General features: G+C 42.9%; 8 protein-coding genes and 3 pseudogenes. 2 read left to right on the forward strand and 9 right to left on the reverse strand.

All coding sequences use genetic code 11. The annotated features are described in order from the left end of the window. Nucleotides 1-8: 8 nt before the first annotated feature. Genes RRU92_RS01025 through RRU92_RS01045 form a run of 5 tightly spaced genes read right to left on the reverse strand, consistent with a single transcriptional unit; the run spans nucleotide 9 to nucleotide 7,341 of the window. Nucleotides 9-2,465, reverse strand: coding sequence for an SP_1767 family glycosyltransferase (locus RRU92_RS01025; RefSeq protein WP_315640020.1), 2,457 nt, complete (start codon nucleotides 2,463-2,465; stop codon nucleotides 9-11). Nucleotides 2,466-2,473: 8 nt separating this feature from the next. After that, nucleotides 2,474-3,484 carry a sugar transferase gene (locus tag RRU92_RS01030; RefSeq protein WP_315640021.1) on the reverse strand — a complete coding sequence of 337 codons (1,011 nt, stop codon included), beginning with the start codon at nucleotides 3,482-3,484 and terminating at the stop codon, nucleotides 2,474-2,476. A gap of 24 nt (nucleotides 3,485-3,508) precedes the next feature. Then, nucleotides 3,509-4,384 carry a glycosyltransferase family 2 protein gene (locus RRU92_RS01035; RefSeq protein ID WP_315640022.1) on the reverse strand — a complete coding sequence of 292 codons (876 nt, stop codon included), beginning with the start codon at nucleotides 4,382-4,384 and terminating at the stop codon, nucleotides 3,509-3,511. A gap of 1 nt (nucleotide 4,385) precedes the next feature. Further along, a complete protein-coding gene (locus RRU92_RS01040; protein WP_315640023.1) occupies nucleotides 4,386-5,258 on the reverse strand; it encodes a DapH/DapD/GlmU-related protein in 873 nt (290 codons plus the stop codon). Next, complete coding sequence (locus tag RRU92_RS01045; protein ID WP_315640024.1) at nucleotides 5,248-7,341, reverse strand: glycosyltransferase; 2,094 nt, start codon at nucleotides 7,339-7,341, stop codon at nucleotides 5,248-5,250. Before RRU92_RS01045 ends, RRU92_RS01040 begins: the two co-directional genes overlap by 11 nt. 451 nt (nucleotides 7,342-7,792) lie before the next feature. Here RRU92_RS01045 and RRU92_RS01050 point away from each other — a divergent pair. Further along, nucleotides 7,793-7,921: pseudogene (locus tag RRU92_RS01050) on the forward strand (IS630 family transposase); the annotation flags it as partial. On the opposite strand, the pseudogene RRU92_RS01055 reads toward RRU92_RS01050, so the two are convergent. Further along, a pseudogene (locus RRU92_RS01055) lies at nucleotides 7,878-8,757 on the reverse strand (IS630 family transposase). The pseudogenes RRU92_RS01050 and RRU92_RS01055 overlap by 44 nt on opposite strands. Before the next feature lie 37 nt (nucleotides 8,758-8,794). Between RRU92_RS01055 and RRU92_RS01060 the strand changes: the two are divergent. Continuing rightward, a pseudogene (locus RRU92_RS01060) lies at nucleotides 8,795-8,998 on the forward strand (transposase); the annotation flags it as partial. Nucleotides 8,999-9,365: 367 nt separating this feature from the next. Here the strand turns inward: RRU92_RS01060 and RRU92_RS01065 are convergent. From RRU92_RS01065 to RRU92_RS01075, 3 genes are all read right to left on the reverse strand, one after another. Further along, the gene (locus RRU92_RS01065) at nucleotides 9,366-10,250 is read right to left on the reverse strand and encodes a glycosyltransferase family 2 protein (RefSeq protein ID WP_315640894.1); all 885 of its coding nucleotides are present in this window, start codon (nucleotides 10,248-10,250) and stop codon (nucleotides 9,366-9,368) included. A gap of 116 nt (nucleotides 10,251-10,366) precedes the next feature. Then, a complete protein-coding gene (locus RRU92_RS01070) occupies nucleotides 10,367-11,224 on the reverse strand; it encodes a CatB-related O-acetyltransferase (RefSeq protein ID WP_315640025.1) in 858 nt (285 codons plus the stop codon). Nucleotides 11,225-12,018: 794 nt separating this feature from the next. After that, nucleotides 12,019-26,694: an accessory Sec-dependent serine-rich glycoprotein adhesin gene (locus RRU92_RS01075; protein WP_315640027.1), complete on the reverse strand. Its 14,676-nt coding sequence runs from the start codon at nucleotides 26,692-26,694 to the stop codon at nucleotides 12,019-12,021. Nucleotides 26,695-26,718 lie beyond the last annotated feature (24 nt).

Consider the following 26,718-nt stretch of genomic DNA (forward strand, 5'->3'; position numbering starts at 1 on the left):
TTCTCCTTTTACTGAGTTGCTTTTGATAAATCAGCAACTATTTGACTTGTATAGGTCTCATCTTCGATAAATTCAATATCTTGATCAAAATTATATTCAGCCGTATGTTTATGGGCAAATTTAACCTTAGTTTTAGCTCCCATCTTCATCCACTCATATTCTGAGTCGATGTGTCCAATATCTAAGACCTGATAGCCTTTCTGACTTAGACGGTAAGCCAAAACCTTGGCTGTAGGTCCAAGCATGCATAAAACAAGACGCCCAGCTGCATGCTTTTCTATCTCTTGCTCAATCTCATCGACACGCGAATAGGCACTATGAGATGAACAAACGATTCGTTTAATCGATTTTGCTTCATCAAATAAATCATTGCCGACACCCGAACGTGAAGTAGCCCCTTCTACAATGAGTAGGTCTTGATTTTCCCAAATACTTTTCAGTTTATCAAATTGACCTTTGGCCTGACTCTTATCTTCGAAATCAATGTAAGGACGTGATACAAAGGTTGAACCATACCACGAACCCGTGCAGAGTTCGCGATAAAAGTCCATATAATGATCCATATGTTCTTTCCAGAAGGGAATGGCCCATGATGTAAATTTGAAACGATCCGTAAAAGCATCAGGAAGGCAGACTACTAGGTCTTTCGCACTTTCTAAACCTATAATCTCTCGCATGGTGGAAACGAGCTCTTCATCATAGTTTTGGTAGGGAATTGAATGCCCAGCAAGCATATTGATCTCGCCATCTCCAAAGCGAACTAAAGACGACTGGTGTTCAATGATATAATCCAGAGTTTCATCAATGCTCTTAACCTGAATAGGATCTTCTTGTTTTGCCAGTGGTTCCCCATCAAGAAGTTTTTGAAGGTCTGCTAGCATCCGTTCAGGGTGCTCACTCGAATATAGTCTTTGTCCATGATAGCCATTTTGAGATTTATAAAAAGCAAAGACAGGCTTAGACAGTTGAACTACATCTGCAACCATGTCTGAAGTTGAGGTTTCTAGGTTAATATCCAGATAAACATCCATCTGCTCTTTTAGTTCTTCGAGTTTTTCTTTTGAAATTGCTGGATGGAGGTGGATATTTGGATAACGATTGGATAGGTCATGAAGTTTTGGCCCCATACTTGTCCAGGCTGCTACATGAAAGGCTACATTTGGCAATTGTTCTGCTAAGTAGTCTAATTGTTCTAGTTCTTGAGAAGCCGTAAAGGTTAAACACGTTAATTCTGGAACTTGATAAAATCGTGTAAAGTGCCCATTCTCCTTGAAATCTTTGATTGCCTCAATCATCAAAGCAGTTTTCCCTGTTTCAAATAAAACTTGACCACAATTTCCATGTTGGGTGGATTGGAAAGCCAGCATTGGTTTCCCTTGTTTTTTCATGGACTCCAACATCGATTGCTCCACATTGCCATGGTTAATATCAAGGTAGATTGAAGCTAGATTTTTAAGATTTTCTAATACTGGAGGAACAATTTGAGGATAGAGGCGGACGTTATCATAGCTTGCCAGTCTTTTGAGCTTTTCGCCCATATCGGTCCAGGCTGCGATATGGAAAATCACGTCTGGTAAAGCTGTAAGCAGTTCTTCTATTCCTTCTAAATCTTGCGATGTTGTAAGCGTCAAGCAAGAAAATCCTCGATTCTGAGGGGAAACTAGTTCAAACTCACCCATATGGTGTTGCAAAATTTGCGTCCATTCTAAATCATGAAAATCCCACCAGAGATCACGGTAGCGATTAGCTATCAATGTCGTCCATGGTTTTCTATGAGATAAAAAATGCAAAACAACAGGTCTGTAGGATGATTCATCAAAAAAATTTGGCCAATTACTATAAAAAGCGACAACATCATGTCCAACTTGCAAATTGAATCGACGGTCCAATTCTAGCCAGTTATCCTTGACAACCTGATTAAAAATAGTCTGATCACCATTGAAATTTTTAAAACGACCTTCTGCTACTATTTTTAGAGTTTCAATTGATTGAGTAATGAGTAACTCTTTAATATTCTCTTGTTTCCATTTGGCATTGTTAATTAAGAGAACCCCAGTATTAAAGGTAACACCCTCTGTATCCCTAACAGCAGCCAGCCACTTATCTCCAAGATTGATAGTAAACAATCCCTCTAAAGAATCATTCACAATCAAATCCGAATCTAAATATAAAACCTTATCTTCTGGAATGTAGTCGGCTATAAAATAGCGAGCATAGGCAATCGCACTGATATGATCCTGTTTACTCCACTGCTGAAACACGGCTTGCTCGGGTAACTTCACATCGATGATGTCGCTCCCCAGCATTCGAGCCATTTTGCGAGGTTTCCGAAACCAATCTGGCATGATATCTTGGTTTAAAATATAAATGTTAAGGTCTCGATTGTGATAGAGAATGGACTTGATCGTCGTTTCTAGCTGGGAAGTATAGATGCAATCCCCAGCTAGTACAATTGCTTTTTTCATATTTTCTCCTAGTTAATTCCTAATTGATAGATGGCATCTACCAGTAATTTTTTTGTAAAATAACCCTCTTTTAGCAAATAACTAAAGGTCTTTATCCGATTCGTCATTTCTTGATATTCTTGTAGATTCATTTTATCAACTATCTCATGAACCTCTTCTAGGCTATCTGCCACAAAGCCCAAGCCTTGATCTACTATAAATTTAGCAGTTGATAAGCTACTTGGTACAATGACTGGGATCCCGGCTGTCAGATAGGTGCTAACCTTATGAGATATATTCAGGGTGTAATATTGGTTACTTTCTCCATCATTTTGATGAGTTCCCCAGACAAGACCAAATCCACCTTTTGATAATTCTAGCAACAGTTCCTCATCTTTTTTCCATCCTTCAATACTAAGATTTCTAGCACTAGAACTAGCCTCCCCTTTATTTGAAAATACTCTTAAAGGCGTATCTTGAGACCAATTTTGTAAGTCTGGAAAACGCTCTAAACTTCCAGCAAAAAAGAGTTCTTTTTTTAAATCTGGAGTGTATAAGGATAAATCATGAGGATGGTCCCACATCCCTTGAACGAGGATTTTCTTAGTTGTCAAGCCTTCTTCCATCAAGCGTGCTTTCATTCTCTCTGATGGAACTATCAAAACATCTGATAGATTATACATATACATGTATTCTTTCATGAGATAATAGTTACTATCAAACATGAGAGGAACAACGTCATGAATAAAGCAAACAATTTTCACCTGCATATCCTTCAGCTTATCAAATAAGACACGATCAAATTCAAAACCATTCCAAGTAGGAGATTGAAAGACTAAGATATCACCAATAGAGATACTAGCCATAATGCCATCCAGACGCTTATTCATTTCAGAAGGGCTATCTGAAGCAATATTGTAAAAATAAATGCCAACCTCTCTAAATCCCAGTTGACTGGCTATTTTTTGTACAGCATTTTGGGCTAGAATAACAGTACTATCACCAGCCATACCGTATAAGTTTGTTAAATGTAGTTTCATATTGTATTATCTCATTTTTTATTACTACGGTAGTAAAGACAATTTTTCCATCATTCTTCTATAAATCTCCGTAGACTGCATATTTTGTACTTCTAACTTCGCTATCACTCTTTGTAATCTATTTTTATAAACTAAAATATGATTGGTCAAGTCATAATCTAAACTTGCCAAAATAGAGATTTTCTCTTCCCTAGCCTCTATTTCATCATATATACGTTTTTCGCTCCATGTATTTGATAAAGTACCAGTCAAACCAACGCGGTACCAGTAAATACAACGATTTAAATAGACCACCTTCGAAGCTTTTAGAAGTACCTTCCATGTCCAGTATGTATCCTCAGCCATTTTCCCTATAGGAAATGGTAAATCTTGTAGTAACTCTCTCTTAATTAATTTCAAATAAGCTACAGTCCAATTCCCAGTCTTCATTTCTTCGACACCTTCTCTATCTATGATTTCTTTTCCTTCTATCACCTCAAGAGAATCATCTGGATTAGAATCATAAAACAAATATTGGCAACGTGATTCATCGTAACAATTATAACGTCCGATACTAATATCCGCATTTTCTTTTTTCAATGCATCATATAACAGTTGTAAAGCATCATGTTCCAACCAATCATCAGAGTCTACAAACGTAACATACTCCCCCTCCGAACGTTCAATCCCAAAATTTCTTGCTGAAGATGAGCCACCATTTTCTTTTTCAAAGTAACGGAAACGAGCATCTTTAGCAAGATATTCTCTACAGATATCTGCTGAATTATCTGGAGAACCATCATTGATTAATAAACACTCAAAATTTTGATACGTCTGATTTTGAATGCTATCCAAACACATTCGCAAGTAATTCTCAACGTTGTAAATTGGAACTACAATACTGATTAATTCATTCTCCATACTATAATTTTTCTTCTCCTAAAAATTTTTTCATCTCTGTCACCATTCCATTTGCATCTTCTTGTCGAAAAACTTTACTAAATCCACTTGAATCATGATTGGTATTCTCAAAAGCATAAACAGGCTTATTCTGTTCTATTGCTCTATGAACAATACCATCCACCTCTCCCCAATGGTTAATATCTAAATAAATATCTGATTTCTTCAACAAATCCTCAATAATATCATCATGATGAACATTTGTGTATATATTCACGTTCTCATAACGATTGAAACTTTCAAGATAATCCGAAATATTTGTTTTAGCTGCTATATGGAAAGCTACCTCTGGAAGATTCTGAACAAGATAGTCTAGGTTTTCTAAAGTGTCTGAAGCTGTTAAAGTAAAAACATGAAATTGGTGTTGTTTCCTAGGAATGATTTTTAAATCCTCCTGAGAAGTAACGATAGAATTAGCTGGTATATCTTTATAAATTAGGGCATTTGCTCCAATAATGACATTATCTCCAATCGTCACCCCTTTTAAAATGACAACATTAGTTCCAATCCAGCAATTTTTTCCTATCGTTATTTTATCAGCAGTAAATTGAATTTTTTCGATATGGTAATTTGAGTATTTATGATTATGGTCAAAAATCCTTACCCCATCTCCAAACATGGTATCCTTACCAATTTCAATTTCTTTACCACAACGAATCGTACAATGGTCATTAAAGAAAACTCTATTTCCAAGTGTTAATTTAGCATTATTAGCTACTTCTAAACTTACAAATGAACGAAATGTAACATCTGTTCCTAATTCAATAGTACTGGTGGGGGAAATCTCTATATGATGAAAATCTCCTAATAACTTTACAGAATCTTTAAAATCCATGTTTTTCTTCCACTTCTCTTAATTTTTCAATCATTTCTTGAACTTGTTCTACTTTGTAGGTTATCTGTCCAACTTCACGATATTTTGTATTCTCAAAAGCTAAAATCAACTTTCCTCTTTCTGAAAATTGATCTAACATTTCCTCTGTTTTTTCACCATGATTAATATCTAAAAGTACCTGACTAGTCTCAATTAATTCTTGATCTAGTTCTGCTAAATAATTAATTCCAGCATAAACAGTTACATTTGGATAGACCAACAATTGTTTCAAACGATCACTGACCATCACTCTAGCCGCAATCTTAAATTGAATATTAGGCAAAGATTGAATCAATGTCTCAATTTGTTCAATCTGATCTGAAGACGTATAAATTAAACAAGTAAGCGGTTCTCTGATAGGATAGATATGTGATTTTTGTAATGGATGTAAATGATGATTTTTTCCTAACTCTGTCCATTCGAGACTATGATAATACCACCAAACATCACGATAGGTCTGCGCAGCTAAATCAAACCACGGCTTTCTATGTGAGAGATAGTGGATAATACCAGGATAATCTTGATCTGCTGGTAACTCATAATCTGTGAATTGCTTATGAATCACAACATGGTTATTGTCAAATTCCATCTCTAGCCATCTATTTTCAAAGAGCATATTTAAAATACTTTGATCTGCTTGATCCACCTTATCATGCCACTCATTTGTCAAATCTATCAAGCGTTGGGACATATTTTCTTGTTTCCACAAACGATTGTTGATTAGTAAAACACCCGCATTGAACATTTCCCTACCATAGTATACTCTTCCTCCATAATCTCGAACAGCTGCTAATGGATAGTCTTGCAAATCTGTTTCAAACAAGTTATCCAGATTTTTAGTTACTACCAAGTCGCAGTCTAAATAGAGAGCCTTATCTTCTTTCACAAAGTCAGATACAAAATAACGCAAAAATACTGTGTAACTAATATCTGTTTTATAACGCGAAATTTGCTCAGAAGTTACCCGACAATTGATAATCTCTGAATTATATACTTCTAATCGCTTATTTAATTGCTTAATCCACTCATTTGGAAAATCACTATTAATCAAATAGAAACGAATTGAGCGATTATGATAGCAAATAGATTTAATAGTCGTCATGACCTGCTCAACATAGGCATAGTTAGCTGCGAGGACAATAGCTTTCTTAAATTCCTGATTTTGAGTCTGAAGTAAATCTAATAACATCTTCTTCTCTTTTATCTGATCTAACACATGAGATTCTGATATTCCTCTGTTCTTACTTTCAGAAGTTATATGATTTAAAATAAATTTATAAGCATGTATATGTTCTGACATTGGATAACCTAATGTTGATAACAATGCCAATCTATCTTCTATAGCGTATATGCAATCTCTAATCCATTTTTCATCCCAAGTATTTGAAATACTTCCACTCCTAACTCTGTAGATATAAGAAGCTTTATTAATATAAACAATACTTTTAGAAGCTAATAATATTTTCAAATTAAATACTGTATCTTCAGTCACTATTCCTACCGGAAAACGAAAATTAGAAATAATTTCTTTTCTATAAATTTTTCCCCAAGCAACTATCAATGCTGAATTTAATAATCTATTAGAATCATTTAAACAATCCACTATAGAGACATTGTCATAAAGTTTCTCAAAATAATTTCCAGATATATGAAAATAGAAATTTGAATCAGACTCATTAAACTTACAATAATTTCCAACCGCAATATCAGCCTGATACTCCGTTATTTTTTTATATAGGGTTTCTACATAATCTAACTCGACCCAATCATCCGAATCAACAAAGCTCACATAAGATCCAGTCACTCGATCCAAGCCCATATTTCTTGCTTCCGCTTGACCACCATTTTCTTTTTCAATATAGACAATTCGATTATCTTTTTGTGCGTACTCTTGACAAATTGTGCCCGAATTATCTGTAGAGCCATCATTGATAACGATAATTTCAAGATTTTTATAAGTTTGGTTTATTAAACTATCCAAACATTTTTCTAGATAATTTTCAACATTATAAACGGGTACAATTACAGTAATTTTTTCAGTCATGTAGTCGCTCTCCTTTCCTACTATTATAACATTTTTTTTTGCTATTTTTTGAGCTATTAAGGAATTTCAATTTCAAAAATATATTTATTTCATTGACAGTATCGCTCATACAGTGTTAAATTATAATTACTTTCCAAATTAAATAATTATACAAAAACAAAAGTAAAATAGCTTAATAAATTCAATATTGTAATCTCGCTGTAATTATATGATAACATTTTCGAATAATCAATCCTAAAGATAAATTTTTACAGTGAAATGAATTAAAAACTGAACAAAATAATTGGGAAATCTAAATCACTTTATAAAAATATTTTAGGAACTGTGGTGTGCTATTCCAGATTCAACTCACTATAATTCATCTCAAGTATATTTTAGGAATCTATCGATGTAAATAACCTTATTATTTTATACTATACTAAAATCAAAAAAACATCTTATAATAGTAGTTATGAAACTTACAAATGAAGAAATACAAAAAATTGAACAACTCCTAAGAGATTCATCGTACGCCAAATATCATAAACGTCTACAGATTATTTATTTTCGCTCAAAAGAAAAGAGTTATAGTCATTTAGTTTTAAAAAGCACTCTAATGATTCAAAGATATTGGGGACTTCCCTTAATAAATCTGTCACTTTCTTTTTCAAGATAGCCCAAGCCTGCTCAATAGGATTCAAATCTGGTGAATACGGTGGTAGAGGTAAGAAAAAGTGTTTATCTTGAATGCAAAGCTCATCCAAGATGTTCTTGGGATGAAAACTAGCATTGTCCATGACAATGACATGAGGGGTCTTCAAAGCAGGTAGAAGTTGCGTTTTGAACCACTCCACAAAGAAATCGCTCGCCATATTTTCCTTGTAAATCATAGGAGCTATAAACTCTCCGTCTACTTGTCCTGCAACAATTGAAGTCCGCTCAAAACGCCGTCCACTAATCTTTTCATAGACTTTCTCTCCTCTAGGAGCCCGTGCATGAGGACGATAGAGGTAGCGATCGATTCCTGTTTCGTCAATATATACAACTGGTAAATCTTTTAGGTTATCCAAAATATCAAGAAATTCAGCGACTTTCTCTGGATCTTGTTCCTTAAAGCTAGTCGTCTTTTTTTAAAGTGACATTGATCTGCTTTAAAGCTGCCCATACTGAAGGAACAGCACAATCAAAATGTGCCGCAATTTCCCGTAAAAAAGCATCTGGATGAGCCTCTACAGAGGTCTTCAACTCCTCCAAAGGAATTTTTCGGCTTTTGGCGACTCGCTTTTTCCGTTCTAAGTGCCCTTGTTCACGTAATTTCTTTTCCCAAGTAAAGAGAGTTCTAACGCCAACATCAAAAACTTTGGCTGCCTCGACATGGCTGTGTCCCTCTTTGATGTAATCTAATGCTCCTTGTCTAAAATCTGTACTATATGCCATAACTTTATTATAACATGTATTTTATAAACTAAGCGACTATATCCCACCTTACGCACCAGAAATGAACCCTATTGAACAAGTCTGGAAAGAAATTCAAAAACGAGGTTTTAAAAATAAGGCTTTCCAAACATTGGAATCTGTCATTGATAAGCTTCAAGAAGTTATTCAAGGACTGGAAAAAAGTATTTTAAAGTCCACTGTCAGCAGACAATGGACGAGGTTGTTTTTTGAAAACAATTGAGTATTATGGTGAAATGAAATAGAATCTGAACAAATTTACCAGAGTAGTTAAGTCAATTTCTAGCATTTTTTAGAATTCACAGTGTACCGTTTTGTATTTGATCTACTATAAATTTAAAATTGAAAAAATGTTTATATAGTGGATTGAAATAAGATGCGAATAGAGAGATTAGGAAAGTCAAACTAATTTCTAGAAATATTTTTAGCAGTTGTGGTGTACTATTCTAGATTCAATCTACTATAGAATAGCTATCTGATAAACGTAAAAAGCAACCTATAGCAAAAACGAGATAACATTCTAATTTTTGAGTATAGGTCACTTTTTCTATCTAAAAATAGAGAAAAATCAATTTATAAAATGTGTTTGACTAACCTTCAAAATATTTAGCTGCAATTGCTTTTTTGACCAAAATTTGTTGATAAGATTCCACGTCCCCATGTTTAAGAGTTTCTTCTTCATGAATAGATAACCGCCATTTATAAGCTTGAATTTCTCTATCTAATAACTCCTGAGGAGCTCCAATTAATTGGAGAATAGTCATACGTTCTTCAATACTCTTTAAGGGATATACATCTGCAAGATTGACTGTCCTTGTAACACTTGTAGAACGTTTTCTATGGATATAAATAGCCTTATTCATAAAAGCAATTTTATCTGCCTGAAGATAAACTTTATAAGTTGTGTAATCATCCTCTACACTTTTATCTGTTGGATATACAATATCTTTAAATAGCTCTGTCTTGTATAACTTCGCCCACGGAACTGTGAAGCATTGACTGAAATTATACTTACTATCATATTGATGGTTAAACCATTCAAATGGCGTATAAGTCTTCTCAAAATAATCATCTGCTCCTACATGAATCAAAAAACTAGCTTGATCATCCAAAAATTGAGTAAAGTTTCCGATTGCAATATCTGCATCTGTTTTTTTCAATAAATCATAAAGATTTTGGATATGATCCAACTCCAACCAGTCATCATTATCTGCAAAAACGATATAATCCCCAGTTACCACTTCCAAGGCACGATTGCGGCTAGAAGAAACTCCACCATTTCTTTTATGATAGACTTTAACACGTGCATCTTGCTTTTGATAACGTTGACAAATTGCTGCTGAACCATCTGTTGAGCCATCATTAATCAAAATAATTTCAAGATTTTGATAGGTTTGTTGAACGATACTATCCAAACATTTTTCAAGATATAGTTCTGACATGTAAACAGGAACAATAACACTTATTTTTTCCATCATTTTAATCATATACTCCTTTTCTGATGCAATATCTAAAAACCAAAGTCGATTTCAGTACAGTGCGATTTCTTTAAGATACATTCTAAATCAATTCTAATATTTCTGAGAACAGATCAATCATGTTTAACTTTCCCAGCATTTGGTAAGTATTCTTTTATAAATCCTGATATATCCTTACTCATGATTTTATCCAATCGTTCAGAAATAATGTCTTCCGGCCAATTCCACCACGCAATTTCTAACATCTGTTCACGGAAAGTAGGATCTGCTATGCGATAACGAATAAGCTTAGCAGAATTTCCTCCAACAATAGCATAGGGTTCCACATCCTTGGTTACTACAGCACCTGTTGCTATCACTGCTCCATCTCCAATAGTTACCCCTGCCATGATTTGAACATTGTTTCCAATCCAAACATCATTCCCAACACGAGTGGGATTCTTTAAGATATGGTCATCCGTCATATTCAGGGTCTTATCTGTGTAAAACAACTCCAAACTCTTAAATGGATAAGTGGTAATCAATTCCACATCATGATTTGCTGTTACAAATTGAACATTTTGTCCAATAGAACAATAATCACCAATAATGACCTGGCCTCCATGGTCATAGTCAACTAATTGAGGAATACCATAAGTATGATTGCCCACTGTTAAGGCCCCGTAGTCAATCAAATAGCGACTAGTAAATTTCGTCAGGTAATCAAACAGATCCGAACGCGAATTATAGACACGAATTTCCAGAGGAATCGTTTCCTGATGCAAACCTTCCCAATAAGAATAGCTGACTTCCTCATAACAACAGTCAAAAACTGCCGTCAACTCTTTCGAGCTAGAAAATAGTTGAAGTTTTTTCTCCTGCATATGCCAAAACCGCTCATTATCATGACCGGTTCCACCAATATCCTTGATTTGACCATCAGGTAAAAGTTGAAAAAAGCGCTGATGTTGCTTATTTTTATGTGAAAACATGCAGAATTTTCCAGATAGCAATTAAAACTTCCCCCTCCAACTAAATTGACTATATCTATCAGTGTGCCTACAATATGAATAACTTGTCATCTAACTAAAACTTTTATACAAATTTAATGTTATTTACCATTAATATAGAGATACTATATAGCATTCTGTTATTATGTACATCTTACCACAAATAGCCTTATAATAAAAGCAACTTACATAAAAATATCAATGCTATCCAAAAATTGATAATTAATAAATTTACATACAATTAGCAAATCGGAAATATGATCATACACGATTTAAAGTCATGCCATTGAAGTTTCATTTTTTCAAGGATATTAATCCACAAGCAAAAAGAGGTCTTAAAGCCTTGTTTACCATAAGCTATAATCGTACAGGAAAAATGCGAATACAACTATAGATCATTATGGGACGGTTACAATAGATGGAAAAATCAAGCTCTTTTAACTGACAACGAAAAATCATCTTATTCTTCTTTTTCTTATCAAAACGGCGAGATTGGGGTGTTTCCAAAGGGACAATAAGGTGTGACATTAAAATAACCTCCAGTACTGTTTTTTCTACTAACAGTATACCGGAGGAATGGAAAGTTGGCTAGGTACTCTGTTATGGGGCGGTTACGAAATTTCTACTCTTTTTGATTTTAAACGAGTCTTACGAATCAACAAAACTCCAACCAGCTAATACTCACTTCCTATAGACAAAAACCTCCAAGAATTTTACAATCCTTGGAGGCTTTCTCATAGCTTACCTAGTCTTTTAGCAACTTTATAAAACAAGGCTTATTCTTCATCATCGCGCTTACGACGCTTAGCTACTAATCCTAATCCTGTTAGACCTGCTACAGCTCCTAGGAGCAGATTTGTAGCCGAAGTTGCTGTTCCAGTATTTGGAAGTTGCTTACGTGTCTTAGTTGTATCAGTTTGAGGAGCTTGACTAGTCGAATGAATCATAGATGCGCTTATGCTTGCTGATTGACTCGCACTGGTTGACGCTGACTCAGATGCACTTGTGCTGGCTGATTGGCTCGCACTGGTTGATGCTGATTCAGATGCACTTGTGCTGACTGATTGGCTTGCACTGGTTGACGCTGACTCAGATGCACTTGTGCTTGCTGATTGGTTCGCACTGGTTGACGCTGACTCAGATGCACTTGTGCTGGCTGATTGGCTCGCACTGGTTGATGCTGACTCAGACGCTGACGTGCTTGCTGATTGGCTCGCACTTGTCGATGCTGACTGGCTAGCTGATGTGCTTGCTGATTGACTTGCACTGGTTGACGCTGACTGGCTAGCCGACGTGCTGGCTGATTGGCTCGCACTGGTTGATGCGGACTCAGACGCTGACGTGCTGGCTGATTGGCTCGCACTGGTCGATGCGGACTGGCTAGCTGACGTGCTGGCTGATTGGCTTGCACTGGTTGACGCTGACTGGCTAGCCGACGTGCTGGCTGATTGGCTCGCACTGGTCGATGCGGACTGACTAGCTGAGGTGCTTGCTGATTGGCTCGCACTTGTCGATGCGGACTGGCTAGCTGACGTGCTGGCTGATTGGCTCGCACTGGTTGATGCTGACTCAGACGCTGAGGTGCTGGCTGATTGGCTCGCACTTGTCGATGCGGACTGACTAGCTGAGGTGCTTGCTGATTGGCTCGCACTGGTTGACGCTGATTCAGATGCCGATGTGCTGGCTGATTGGCTCGCACTGGTTGACGCTGATTCAGATGCCGATGTGCTGGCTGATTGGCTTGCACTGGTTGACGCTGATTCTGAAGCGCTTGTGCTGGCTGATTGGCTCGCACTGGTCGATGCTGACTGGCTAGCTGATGTGCTGGCTGATTGACTTGCGCTTGTTGAAGCTGACTGGCTAGCTGATGTGCTGGCTGATTGACTTGCGCTTGTTGAAGCACTTTGGCTAGCTGAGGTGCTTGCTGATTGGCTTGCACTGGTTGACGCTGATTCTGAAGCGCTTGTGCTTGCTGATTGGCTCGCACTGGTTGACGCTGATTCTGAAGCACTTGTGCTTGCTGATTGGCTCGCACTGGTTGACGCTGATTCTGAAGCGCTTGTGCTGGCTGATTGGCTCGCACTGGTTGATGCTGACTCAGACGCTGACGTGCTTGCTGATTGACTTGCGCTTGTTGAAGCACTTTGGCTTGCTGACGTGCTGGCTGATTGGCTCGCACTGGTCGATGCTGACTGGCTAGCTGATGTGCTGGCTGATTGACTTGCGCTTGTTGAAGCTGACTGGCTAGCTGACGTGCTGGCTGATTGACTTGCACTGGTCGATGCTGACTGGCTAGCTGACGTGCTGGCTGATTGACTTGCGCTTGTTGAAGCTGACTGGCTAGCTGACGTGCTGGCTGATTGGCTCGCACTGGTTGATGCTGACTCAGACGCTGATGTGCTGGCTGATTGGCTCGCACTGGTCGATGCGGACTGACTAGCTGAGGTGCTGGCTGATTGGCTCGCACTTGTCGATGCGGACTGGCTAGCTGACGTGCTGGCTGATTGGCTCGCACTGGTTGATGCTGACTCAGACGCTGAGGTGCTGGCTGATTGGCTCGCACTTGTCGATGCGGACTGACTAGCTGAGGTGCTTGCTGATTGGCTCGCACTGGTTGACGCTGATTCAGATGCCGATGTGCTGGCTGATTGGCTCGCACTGGTTGACGCTGATTCAGATGCCGATGTGCTGGCTGATTGGCTTGCACTGGTTGACGCTGATTCTGAAGCGCTTGTGCTGGCTGATTGGCTCGCACTGGTCGATGCTGACTGGCTAGCTGATGTGCTGGCTGATTGACTTGCGCTTGTTGAAGCTGACTGGCTAGCTGATGTGCTGGCTGATTGACTTGCGCTTGTTGAAGCACTTTGGCTAGCTGAGGTGCTTGCTGATTGGCTTGCACTGGTTGACGCTGATTCTGAAGCGCTTGTGCTTGCTGATTGGCTCGCACTGGTTGACGCTGATTCAGAAGCACTTGTGCTTGCTGATTGGCTCGCACTGGTTGACGCTGATTCTGAAGCGCTTGTGCTGGCTGATTGGCTCGCACTGGTTGATGCTGACTCAGACGCTGACGTGCTTGCTGATTGACTTGCGCTTGTTGAAGCACTTTGGCTTGCTGACGTGCTGGCTGATTGGCTCGCACTGGTCGATGCTGACTGGCTAGCTGATGTGCTGGCTGATTGACTTGCGCTTGTTGAAGCTGACTGGCTAGCTGACGTGCTGGCTGATTGACTTGCACTGGTCGATGCTGACTGGCTAGCTGACGTGCTGGCTGATTGACTTGCGCTTGTTGAAGCTGACTGGCTAGCTGACGTGCTGGCTGATTGGCTCGCACTGGTTGATGCTGACTCAGACGCTGATGTGCTGGCTGATTGGCTTGCACTGGTTGACGCTGACTGGCTAGCCGACGTGCTGGCTGATTGACTTGCACTGGTTGACGCTGACTCAGATGCCGATGTGCTTGCGGATTGACTCGCACTTGTCGATGCTGATTGGCTAGCTGACGTGCTGGCTGATTGGCTCGCACTTGTCGATGCTGACTGACTTGCAGACGTGCTTGCGGATTGGCTCGCACTTGTCGATGCTGACTCAGACGCTGATGTGCTTGCGGATTGGCTCGCACTTGTTGATGCTGACTGGCTAGCCGATGTACTTGCGGATTGACTTGCGCTTGTTGATGCACTTTGGCTTGCTGACGTGCTTGCGGATTGGCTTGCGCTTGTTGAAGCACTTTGGCTTGCTGACGTGCTGGCTGATTGGCTTGCACTGGTTGATGCTGACTCTGATGCACTTGTGCTTGCGGATTGGCTCGCACTTGTCGATGCTGACTGGCTAGCTGATGTACTTGCGGATTGACTTGCGCTTGTTGATGCACTTTGGCTTGCTGACGTGCTGGCTGATTGGCTCGCACTGGTCGATGCGGACTGGCTAGCTGATGTACTTGCGGATTGACTTGCGCTTGTTGAAGCACTTTGGCTTGCTGACGTGCTGGCTGATTGACTTGCGCTTGTTGAAGCTGACTGGCTTGCTGACGTGCTGGCGGATTGACTTGCACTTGTCGATGCGGACTGGCTAGCTGATGTACTTGCGGATTGACTTGCGCTTGTTGAAGCACTTTGGCTTGCTGACGTGCTTGCGGATTGGCTCGCACTGGTCGATGCTGACTGGCTAGCTGACGTGCTGGCGGATTGACTTGCGCTTGTTGAAGCTGACTGGCTAGCTGACGTGCTGGCTGATTGACTTGCACTGGTCGATGCTGACTGGCTAGCTGACGTGCTGGCGGATTGACTTGCGCTTGTTGAAGCTGACTGGCTAGCTGACGTGCTGGCGGATTGGCTCGCACTGGTTGATGCTGACTCAGATGCTGATGTCGATGCACTTGTTGACGCTGACTCTGACGCTGAGGTCGATGCACTTGTTGATGCTGATTCAGATGCTGATATGCTTGCACTTGTTGACGCTGATTCAGACGCTGATGTGCTTGCACTTGTTGACGCTGATTCAGATGCTGAGGTCGATGCACTTGTTGATGCTGACTCAGATGCTGAGGTCGATGCACTTGTTGACGCTGACTCAGATGCTGAGGTCGACGCACTTGTTGACGCTGACTCAGATGCTGATTCAGATGCTGATGTCGATGCACTTGTTGACGCTGACTCAGATGCTGATGTTGATGCGCTTGTGCTTGCTGATTCAGATGCTGATGTCGATGCACTTGTTGATGCTGATTCAGATGCTGATGTGCTTGCACTGGTTGATGCTGACTGGCTAGCTGACGTACTTGCGGATTGACTTGCACTGGTTGACGCTGACTCTGACGCTGAAGTCGATGCACTTGTTGATGCTGAGGTCGATGCACTTGTGCTTGCGGACTCAGACGCTGACGTGCTGGCTGATTGGCTTGCACTGGTTGATGCTGACTGGCTAGCTGACGTACTTGCGGATTGACTTGCACTGGTTGACGCTGACTGGCTAGCTGATGTGCTTGCTGATTGGCTTGCACTTGTCGATGCTGACTGGCTAGCTGATGTGCTTGCGGATTGACTTGCGCTTGTTGAAGCTGACTGGCTAGCTGACGTGCTGGCTGATTGGCTCGCACTTGTCGATGCTGACTCAGACGCTGATGTGCTTGCTGACTGACTTGCACTTGTTGATGCTGATTCAGATGCCGATGTACTTGCTGATTGGCTTGCACTGGTTGACGCTGACTGGCTAGCTGACGTGCTTGCTGATTGGCTTGCACTGGTTGACGCTGACTGGCTAGCTGACGTGCTTGCTGATTGGCTCGCACTTGTCGATGCTGACTCAGACGCTGATGTGCTTGCTGATTGGCTCGCACTTGTCGATGCTGACTGGCTAGCTGACGTGCTTGCTGATTGGCTCGCACTTGTCGATGCCGACTCAGAAGCCGATGTGCTTGCTGATGCTGACGCGCTTGTTGACGCTGATTCAGAAGCCGATGTACTTGCTGACTGACTAGCACTTGTACTTGCTGATTGACTGGCGCTTGTTGAAGCACTTTGGCTTGCTGACGTGCTGGCTGATTGGCTCGCACTTGTCGATGCGGACTGACTAGCTGATGTGCTTGCTGACTGACTTGCACTGGTTGATGCTGATTCAGATGCCGATGTACTTGCTGATTGGCTTGCACTGGTTGACGCTGACTCAGAAGCCGATGTGCTTGCTGATTGACTTGCGCTTGTTGAAGCACTTTGGCTTGCAGACGTGCTGGCTGATTGGCTCGCACTGGTTGACGCTGATTCAGAGGCCGATGTGCTTGCTGATTGACTGGCGCTTGTCGATGCGGACTCAGACGCTGACGTGCTGGCTGATTGGCTTGCACTGGTTGATGCTGACTGGCTAGCCGACGTGCTGGCTGATTGGCTCGCACTGGTTGACGCTGATTCAGATGCCGATGTGCTGGCTGATTGGCTTGCACTGGTTGATGCTGACTGGCTAGCCGACGTGCTGGCTGATTGGCTCGCACTGGTTGACGCTGATTCAGATGCACTTGTGCTGGCTGATTGACTTGCGCTTGTTGAAGCACTTTGGCTTGCAGACGTGCTGGCTGATTGGCTCGCACTTGTCGATGCCGACTCAGAAGCCGATGTGCTTGCTGATGCTGACGCGCTTGTTGACGCTGATTCAGAAGCCGATGTACTTGCTGACTGACTAGCACTTGTACTTGCTGATTGACTTGCGCTTGTTGAAGCTGACTGGCTAGCTGATGTGCTTGCTGATTGGCTCGCACTGGTTGAAGCCGACTGGCTAGCTGACGTGCTGGCTGATTGACTTGCGCTTGTTGAAGCTGACTCAGATGCACTGGTCATTGCACTTACTGATGCACTGGTTGACGCTGATTCAGAGGCCGATGTGCTTGCTGATTGGCTCGCACTGGTTGAGGCCGATTGGCTAGCTGAGGTGCTTGCTGATTGACTTGCGCTTGTTGAAGCACTTTGGCTTGCCGACGTGCTTGCTGATTGGCTCGCACTGGTTGACGCTGATTCAGAGGCCGATGTGCTTGCTGATTGGCTCGCACTGGTTGATGCTGATTCAGAGGCACTTGTGCTTGCTGATTGACTTGCGCTTGTCGATGCGGACTCAGACGCTGACGTGCTGGCTGATTGGCTTGCACTGGTTGATGCTGACTGGCTAGCTGACGTACTTGCGGATTGACTTGCACTGGTTGACGCTGACTGGCTAGCTGATGTGCTTGCTGATTGGCTTGCACTTGTCGATGCTGACTGGCTAGCTGATGTGCTTGCTGATTGACTTGCGCTTGTTGAAGCTGACTGGCTAGCTGACGTGCTGGCTGATTGGCTCGCACTTGTCGATGCTGACTCAGACGCTGATGTGCTTGCTGACTGACTTGCACTTGTTGATGCTGATTCAGATGCCGATGTACTTGCTGATTGGCTCGCACTGGTTGATGCTGATTCAGAGGCACTTGTGCTTGCTGATTGACTTGCGCTTGTCGATGCGGACTCAGACGCTGACGTGCTGGCTGATTGGCTTGCACTGGTTGATGCTGACTGGCTAGCTGACGTACTTGCGGATTGACTTGCACTGGTTGACGCTGACTGGCTAGCTGATGTGCTTGCTGACTGACTTGCACTTGTTGATGCTGATTCAGATGCCGATGTACTTGCTGATTGGCTTGCACTGGTTGACGCTGACTGGCTAGCCGATGTACTTGCGGATTGACTTGCGCTTGTCGATGCTGACTGGCTAGCTGATGTGCTGGCTGATTGACTGGCGCTTGTTGAAGCTGACTGGCTAGCTGACGTGCTTGCGGATTGGCTTGCACTGGTTGAAGCTGACTGGCTAGCTGACGTGCTTGCTGATTGGCTCGCACTTGTCGATGCTGACTCAGACGCTGATGTGCTTGCTGATTGGCTCGCACTTGTCGATGCTGACTGGCTAGCTGACGTGCTTGCTGATTGGCTCGCACTTGTCGATGCCGACTCAGAAGCCGATGTGCTTGCTGATGCTGACGCGCTTGTTGACGCTGATTCAGAAGCCGATGTACTTGCTGACTGACTAGCACTTGTACTTGCTGATTGACTGGCGCTTGTTGAAGCACTTTGGCTTGCAGACGTGCTGGCTGATTGGCTCGCACTGGTTGACGCTGATTCAGAGGCCGATGTGCTTGCTGATTGACTGGCGCTTGTCGATGCGGACTCAGACGCTGACGTGCTGGCTGATTGGCTTGCACTGGTTGATGCTGACTGGCTAGCCGACGTGCTTGCTGATTGGCTCGCACTGGTTGACGCTGATTCAGATGCCGATGTGCTTGCTGATTGGCTTGCACTGGTTGATGCTGACTGGCTAGCCGACGTGCTGGCTGATTGGCTCGCACTGGTTGACGCTGATTCAGATGCACTTGTGCTGGCTGATTGACTTGCGCTTGTTGAAGCACTTTGGCTTGCAGACGTGCTGGCTGATTGGCTCGCACTTGTCGATGCCGACTCAGAAGCCGATGTGCTTGCTGATGCTGACGCGCTTGTTGACGCTGATTCAGAAGCCGATGTACTTGCTGACTGACTAGCACTTGTACTTGCTGATTGACTGGCGCTTGTTGAAGCTGACTGGCTAGCTGATGTGCTTGCTGATTGGCTCGCACTGGTTGAAGCCGACTGGCTAGCTGACGTGCTTGCTGATTGACTTGCGCTTGTTGAAGCACTTTGGCTTGCCGACGTGCTGGCTGATTGGCTCGCACTGGTTGACGCTGACTGGCTAGCCGACGTGCTTGCTGATTGACTGGCGCTTGTTGAAGCACTTTGGCTTGCCGACGTGCTTGCTGATTGGCTCGCACTGGTTGACGCTGACTGGCTAGCCGATGTACTTGCGGATTGACTTGCGCTTGTCGATGCTGACTGGCTAGCTGATGTGCTGGCTGATTGACTGGCGCTTGTTGAAGCTGACTGGCTAGCTGACGTGCTTGCTGATTGGCTTGCACTGGTTGACGCTGACTGGCTAGCTGACGTGCTTGCTGATTGGCTCGCACTTGTCGATGCTGACTCAGACGCTGATGTGCTTGCTGATTGGCTCGCACTTGTCGATGCTGACTGGCTAGCTGACGTGCTTGCTGATTGGCTCGCACTTGTCGATGCCGACTCAGAAGCCGATGTGCTTGCTGATGCTGACGCGCTTGTTGACGCTGATTCAGAAGCCGATGTACTTGCTGACTGACTAGCACTTGTACTTGCTGATTGACTGGCGCTTGTTGAAGCACTTTGGCTTGCTGACGTGCTGGCTGATTGGCTCGCACTTGTCGATGCGGACTGACTAGCTGATGTGCTTGCTGACTGACTTGCACTGGTTGATGCTGATTCAGATGCCGATGTACTTGCTGATTGGCTTGCACTGGTTGACGCTGACTCAGAAGCCGATGTGCTTGCTGATTGACTTGCGCTTGTTGAAGCACTTTGGCTTGCAGACGTGCTGGCTGATTGGCTCGCACTGGTCGATGCTGACTGGCTAGCTGAGGTACTTGCTGATTGACTTGCACTTGTTGACGCTGACTGGCTTGCCGACGTGCTTGCTGATTGGCTCGCACTGGTTGATGCTGATTCAGATGCACTTGTGCTTGCTGATTGACTTGCGCTTGTTGAAGCTGACTGGCTAGCTGAGGTACTTGCTGATTGACTTGCACTTGTTGACGCTGACTGGCTAGCTGAGGTGCTGGCTGATTGGCTCGCACTGGTTGAGGCCGATTGGCTAGCTGAGGTGCTGGCTGATTGACTTGCGCTTGTCGATGCTGACTCAGACGCTGAGGTGCTTGCTGATTGGCTTGCACTTGTCGATGCGGACTGGCTAGCTGAGGTGCTGGCTGATTGGCTCGCACTTGTCGATGCTGACTGGCTAGCTGAGGTACTTGCTGATTGGCTCGCACTTGTCGATGCTGACTGACTAGCTGATGTGCTTGCTGATTGGCTCGCACTGGTTGACGCTGACTGACTTGCAGACGTGCTGGCTGATTGGCTTGCACTTGTCGATGCTGACTGGCTAGCTGATGTGCTGGCTGATTGGCTTGCGCTTGTTGAAGCACTTTGGCTTGCTGACGTGCTGGCTGATTGGCTTGCACTGGTTGACGCTGACTGGCTAGCTGATGTACTTGCTGATTGACTTGCGCTTGTTGAAGCTGACTGGCTAGCTGACGTGCTTGCTGATTGACTCGCACTTGTCGATGCTGACTGGCTAGCTGATGTACTTGCTGATTGACTTGCGCTTGTCGATGCTGACTGGCTAGCTGACGTGCTTGCTGATTGGCTTGCACTTGTCGATGCTGACTGACTAGCTGACGTGCTTGCTGATTGGCTCGCACTTGTCGATGCTGACTGACTAGCTGATGTGCTGGCTGATTGGCTCGCACTGGTTGACGCTGACTGGCTAGCTGATGTGCTTGCTGATTGGCTCGCACTTGTCGACGCCGACTGGCTAGCTGAGGTGCTTGCTGATTGACTTGCGCTTGTTGAAGCACTTTGGCTTGCAGACGTGCTTGCTGATTGGCTCGCACTTGTCGATGCTGACTGACTAGCTGATGTGCTTGCTGATTGACTTGCGCTTGTTGAAGCACTTTGGCTTGCAGACGTGCTTGCTGATTGGCTTGCACTGGTTGACGCTGACTGGCTAGCTGATGTGCTTGCTGATTGGCTCGCACTGGTTGACGCTGATTCAGAGGCCGATGTGCTTGCTGATTGGCTCGCACTGGTTGATGCGGATTCAGACGCTGACGTGCTTGCTGATTGGCTTGCACTTGTTGATGCTGACTGGCTAGCCGATGTACTTGCTGATTGACTTGCACTGGTTGATGCTGACTGGCTAGCTGATGTACTTGCTGATTGACTTGCGCTTGTTGAAGCTGACTCAGATGCACTGGTCATTGCACTTACTGATGCACTGGTTGAAGCAGACACTGACGCACTGGTTGACGCTGATGCTGACTTATGATCCGAATCTGACAAGTCAGGAGTTACTGTGTTTTTTGTTCCGTCTTTGTAGGTAATCGTTACAGTTCCATTGCTAGCAATCTCGTACGATTTAATACGGAAATCTGACTCAGGGTTGACTGTCTTCACTGCAGCAAGAATCTTCTTAAGATCATCTGGTGTCAATGAAGTTAAATTAGAAACTTGGATAGCACTACTTGGTTTAATACCTGGGAATTTTTCATTCAGTTTACCTTGTGCAACTACAGTTGTGACTCTACCTGTATTATCTGATAAATCTGTAGCACTAGTTCCACGGGTCCATTTATTACCAACTACATATTGGACATTTTCTCCATAAGTAGCAGTGTACGTTAATACTTTTGGATTTGTTGTTGAAGCTTCAGTGGTAATATCCTTAATTCCTAGTGCATCATCATCTGAAGAATAACCAGTTTGGAAAATACGACTGATATCAGAAGTTCCATCGTTTAATTTCAGAGTTTTAATCTTACCACTATTATCTTTAGCAGTTAGAACAACTTTAATCTTGTCGCCTGCGAAGACTTCGTAACCGCTGACTCCTGGACGAACATTATTCTTGATCGTTTGTTTTTCCCATTGGCCAGTCTTATCATTCTTAATATAAAGTTCAAAAATTACTTCAGGTCCTACAGTTTCCTTGGTAATCGTTGCAGTCGTTGTAGCCGAACTCAAGGTTTCAGTTCCACCACTTGGAAGTGTTACTGTTTTTTCTTGCTTAGCTGTCACATCTCTAGTCGGAAGGAGACCATTGTTGCCATCGTAAGCTTTTTGTAGTTCTGCAGGTTCAAAGGTAACACTTGATTCGTTATCTTTAGCTGTCTTGGTAAATGTATGCCCAGCTAAAGTCAAGGTTACAAGAGCTCCAGGTGTGACATTGGTCACAACAATTGAACGATTTGGCAAACCACCTGTTTCGTTGGTAGAAGCAACTGAGATAGCTGGCGCTTGCGGATTAACTGTATAAGTGATTGGAACACGCTGTTTGACACGTGTACCTGTACCATCTGCTGGCAATTCAACTTCTACATCTTTTGTAAATCGACCTACAGTTGAAAGATCTGGGGCACCATTCACCCAAGTAAAGTTAGTCTTGTTAGCATCGTAATCAGGGCTTCCTGTCACCTTGGTGATAGAGTCTTTTGGATTTGCAACAACTTGTTGATACGTAGCATCGCTTGTCTGTCCCTGAGTAAAGTTATAGGAACGTTTAGACTCAAATTTGTACACATTATGAACAATATCTACAGTCTTGCTGAGCAATTTCGCGCTATCTGTTTCACCCAGACGCCCTTTTGGATATGTAAAGATTAATTTAAAGCGATGCTGCCCAACTTCTGCTGTATTGATTGGACTAGCTGACGAGCGAGTTCCATCTCCTTTTTCCCATGTTTGACTAGATCCTCCTGGGAACCAGTGACTACCAAGTTTTTTAATGTAGTCAATCCAGCTTGTTCCATTATGAGGAGTCGTTCCTTGTATATCATTGATTGGATCTTTTGCTTCGATAGAAGCCATAGTACTATAAGTTACAGTAACATCATCTGTAGATCCATCTGGGTATGTGACTGTTGCTACAGCTGTTTTATTATCCCCAGAGTCAGTTGTGTCAATTGGTGTCTTCCAAGTAACAGTGGTACCTTGTGGTAATTGCTTACCACCTTGAAGCTGAACAAAGTTAGCCGCATTTGACAAATCATCTGCTGTTTCACCTACATAAGTATAGACCGTTGACGCCTTCGCTACAGCAGTATATTTATCAGTCTGGCTTTTGATTACAAATTTGACATAACCATTGTCGGTTATACCGTTTTTTGCATGGTTACTATCAGAGGTGTTTTGGTCATCTGTTGCCATTAAATAGCGTTCAAATGATGCTAACGGTACATTTTTTGCTAGAGTGCCTGTAAGGGTAATCTTTGCATCCGCCTGATCTGTCAAATTTGTGATTGGAGTTGAACGATTGAGACCGGTATATCCTGCATAGTTTGTACCATTAGCATTGTCAGCTGTACCTTGCATTTCAAACTTCAATGAAGAAATCTTGCCAGAATCATCAGTTGCTCTAAAGGTTACATTAACTTCTTCCCCACGGTATAGATAGATTTCCTTAGTTGTAGCATTATCATAATGAATCTCCAGTTTTGGTCGTTCATTGACTGTAACATCTCGAGAAATAGTATTGCTTGTTAAATCCTTATAAATAATCTTTGCAGTTCCATCGCTTGCAACTTCAATGTCTTTGATGCGGTGAACTGTCTTATCATTCTTAGCGTAGATGGCAGTCTTGACATCTGTCTTTTCGTTATCTGTTAAACTGTTTTTATTTACTACAGGTGTAAAGTCAGGATTTGTTACTTTAAGACGGTCTTTCAGTTGTCCTTGGGTGATACGAACATTGCCAGTACCATTCACTCTGTTGAAGTTGCCTACTTGGTCAGTTGCAACTGCATTCCGTTGCCAAGTATGTCCTGAGTTCCACTCCAGATTATCATTCATATGAGCGTCGACTGTGATAGTCGCAGGACTTTCTGGCGTAGCTGTGATATTTCCTGTCAAGAGCCCTACAGTTCCTGTACCATAGTTAGAACCTTCAAAGTAGTTTTCTCTCAACCCTGGTTGGTTCCCATCTGCTCTAGGTACAATCTTGAACTCTCTTAATTTACCACTATTATCAGTCGCAGTAAATTTAACGGTGAAATCATCACCTGCATAGACAATATGTTCCATCCCACGACTAGAGTCGGGACTTTGAGTAGCTGTAATCTGCTGACCACCACGTGTCACGGTTACAGCAGGTACAGGCACCTCAGTTTCCGCTCTTACGTTAGCTCGAACGACATCCACAGTGTTATCACGATAAGTAATAGTGATTTCACCCGTATTAGACACCGTTATTTCATGATTACCTTCAGAATTTTTCTTGTAATCAGAACTGTTGAGGATAGTGGCATTTTTACTATTGTTCCTAAAGTTTGCAAGGATTTGAGTTTTCTCAGTCTCGCTCAAAGATGACGGATTATTTACCGTAACAGTATCACCACTCACAGGCTCGTTACGCTCGTTGAAACCTTTGATGGTGAGAGTCATATGTGCCGTATCTGTTTGACCGTCACTATCTGTTACAACATATTCAAGAATGTGCGCGCCAGTAGCAAACGGCTTCCATGTTCCTTTGTCTCGACCAATGGTACCTTGCATATTTACCGTATAAGTAGTTGGATAATAGGCAAACCTACCATTTTGATACACACCAAAATCACCAACGACATTTCTTGCATTTCTTGGATAATCAGGCGCATATAAGCCAGTGATAATTGTATTATTAGATCCTGCAGCTAATGTTTTCAAGCCCCTATCATCACTCATTTTCATCTTGATTGTGGTAATAGAGTCGTCATTATAGTAGGTAACATTTGCAGGCAAAGTAATCGTAGGGCGCTTAGATGTTCCACGGTTATGACCAGCTTCTCCAGTCGAAACAGTTGAGCTCATTGAGCCACTATAATTCCCAGAAGTGTTGGCGCTTGTGAACGGTTGACTACTTGTCGCCACTCGCGCACTCAAAGTAGCTGCATTAGACTTATTGTTCACAGTCGCATAAACCAATATAGTCGCCTCAAGGTTTCTATTCAAGTCATGGTGCTTGTTGAATATATACTCATTACCAGAACCACCACGTTTTTCCATTGGTTGTCCATTAAAAAGAACACGAGTGATGGTTGTATTTCTATCCACTTGCGCGATCAGACCAGCATAATTAAGCGGACTCTGCGAGTGCATTTTTATTTTCCAGACAACCTCACGATTAGAACTTGAATAACTTCCTTGCCCAAGTTCAGCTGTGGTGTGACCGTTTATCGAAACACCTCTGAGATTTCCCCCTGTTGGCATCGCTTGCCCGTTACGGCTGTCACGTTGACCAGAGGTTGCACGTGAAACCGCATTAGCGATAGAGTTGCGAGCTGAAGTGGCAGAATTGATCACTTCTCCTAGATCTGCGTTTGGATCCTTGAGAGCAGACTCAATCTCAGCAACCACGGTTTTAACCTTGATAATTGCTGCATCTGTATCAGGTAAACCAGCAACCTTAGCCAGATATTCACCCATCTCTGCAGAAAGAGCGACTAGTTTTTTACGGTCTTCTGCTTGCTTTTTAGCACTTGCTTCTGCAGTTGTTGTCGCAGCAAGAGTCGCTGTTGTGGTTGCTGTCAGACTCGCGTTTTGACTTGTGAAGTTTTCTGCAGTTGACAGAGCACTAGAAAGGCTAGGGTTGACCTTAACATCGCTAGCCTTGACTGTAACTCCGGATACTCCGTCATTACTGATAGCATCTTCGCTAGTAGCCGTCTGTGAACCTTCTACATGCGAAGCCTCAGAGAGGGAACTGCTTGCAACAGTCGAAGCACTAGCCGAGGTTGAGGTCGAATCACTCAATGAAGCCGAAGTACTAGCAGAAGTTGAAGATGATACACTGGCACTAGTGCTAGCTGAGGTTGAGGCACTTACGGACTCTGATGCACTTGTTGAGGCCGAAATCGAGGCGCTTGTTGAAGCAGAGATTGAGAGACTCTCACTGACAGAGGTAGATGTTGAAACAGAAGTTTGTTGCTCATCATCTTTATTGACCGTTCCCAAAACGACCTGATCAGAATTGACTAGGTTGTCGGTTCCATCAACCACCTTCTCTACAGCAACCTGTTCATTGGCATGGACTTGCGTGTGAGTAGCAACTCCACCACCAACCACCGCCCCTGCAGCGGCTATCCCCTTGAGGATATCTAGTCCAGTTAAAGAGGTAGACACATGATCGTCTACAACTTCAGTTGTAACTTGGGCTGTATCAATACCACCTCGAAGAACTTTAAACAAGCCAAATAGTGACGTTGAGGCACGCAACCAATGTTTTCCCGATTTAATCAACTTATATCGGGTAACACGATCAGTTTCTCTATACCGTCCTTCTTGACGTCTAAAAAACATGGTTTTTTCTCCTTGAGTTCATTT

The organism is Streptococcus sp. DTU_2020_1001019_1_SI_AUS_MUR_006 (assembly GCF_032340315.1).
Taxonomy (GTDB): Bacteria; Bacillota; Bacilli; order Lactobacillales; family Streptococcaceae; genus Streptococcus.

Bases quoted from the DNA above. Each gene is read 5' to 3' on its own strand.
- RRU92_RS01025 (WP_315640020.1), bottom strand. From the start codon at position 2,465: ATGAAAAAAGCAATTGTACTAGCTGGGGATTGCATCTATACTTCCCAG.
- RRU92_RS01030 (WP_315640021.1), bottom strand. From the start codon at position 3,484: ATGAAACTACATTTAACAAACTTATACGGTATGGCTGGTGATAGTACT.
- RRU92_RS01035 (WP_315640022.1), bottom strand. From the start codon at position 4,384: ATGGAGAATGAATTAATCAGTATTGTAGTTCCAATTTACAACGTTGAG.
- RRU92_RS01040 (WP_315640023.1), bottom strand. From the start codon at position 5,258: ATGGATTTTAAAGATTCTGTAAAGTTATTAGGAGATTTTCATCATATA.
- RRU92_RS01045 (WP_315640024.1), bottom strand. From the start codon at position 7,341: ATGACTGAAAAAATTACTGTAATTGTACCCGTTTATAATGTTGAAAAT.
- RRU92_RS01065 (WP_315640894.1), bottom strand. From the start codon at position 10,250: ATGGAAAAAATAAGTGTTATTGTTCCTGTTTACATGTCAGAACTATAT.
- RRU92_RS01070 (WP_315640025.1), bottom strand. From the start codon at position 11,224: ATGTTTTCACATAAAAATAAGCAACATCAGCGCTTTTTTCAACTTTTA.
- RRU92_RS01075 (WP_315640027.1), bottom strand. From the start codon at position 26,694: ATGTTTTTTAGACGTCAAGAAGGACGGTATAGAGAAACTGATCGTGTT.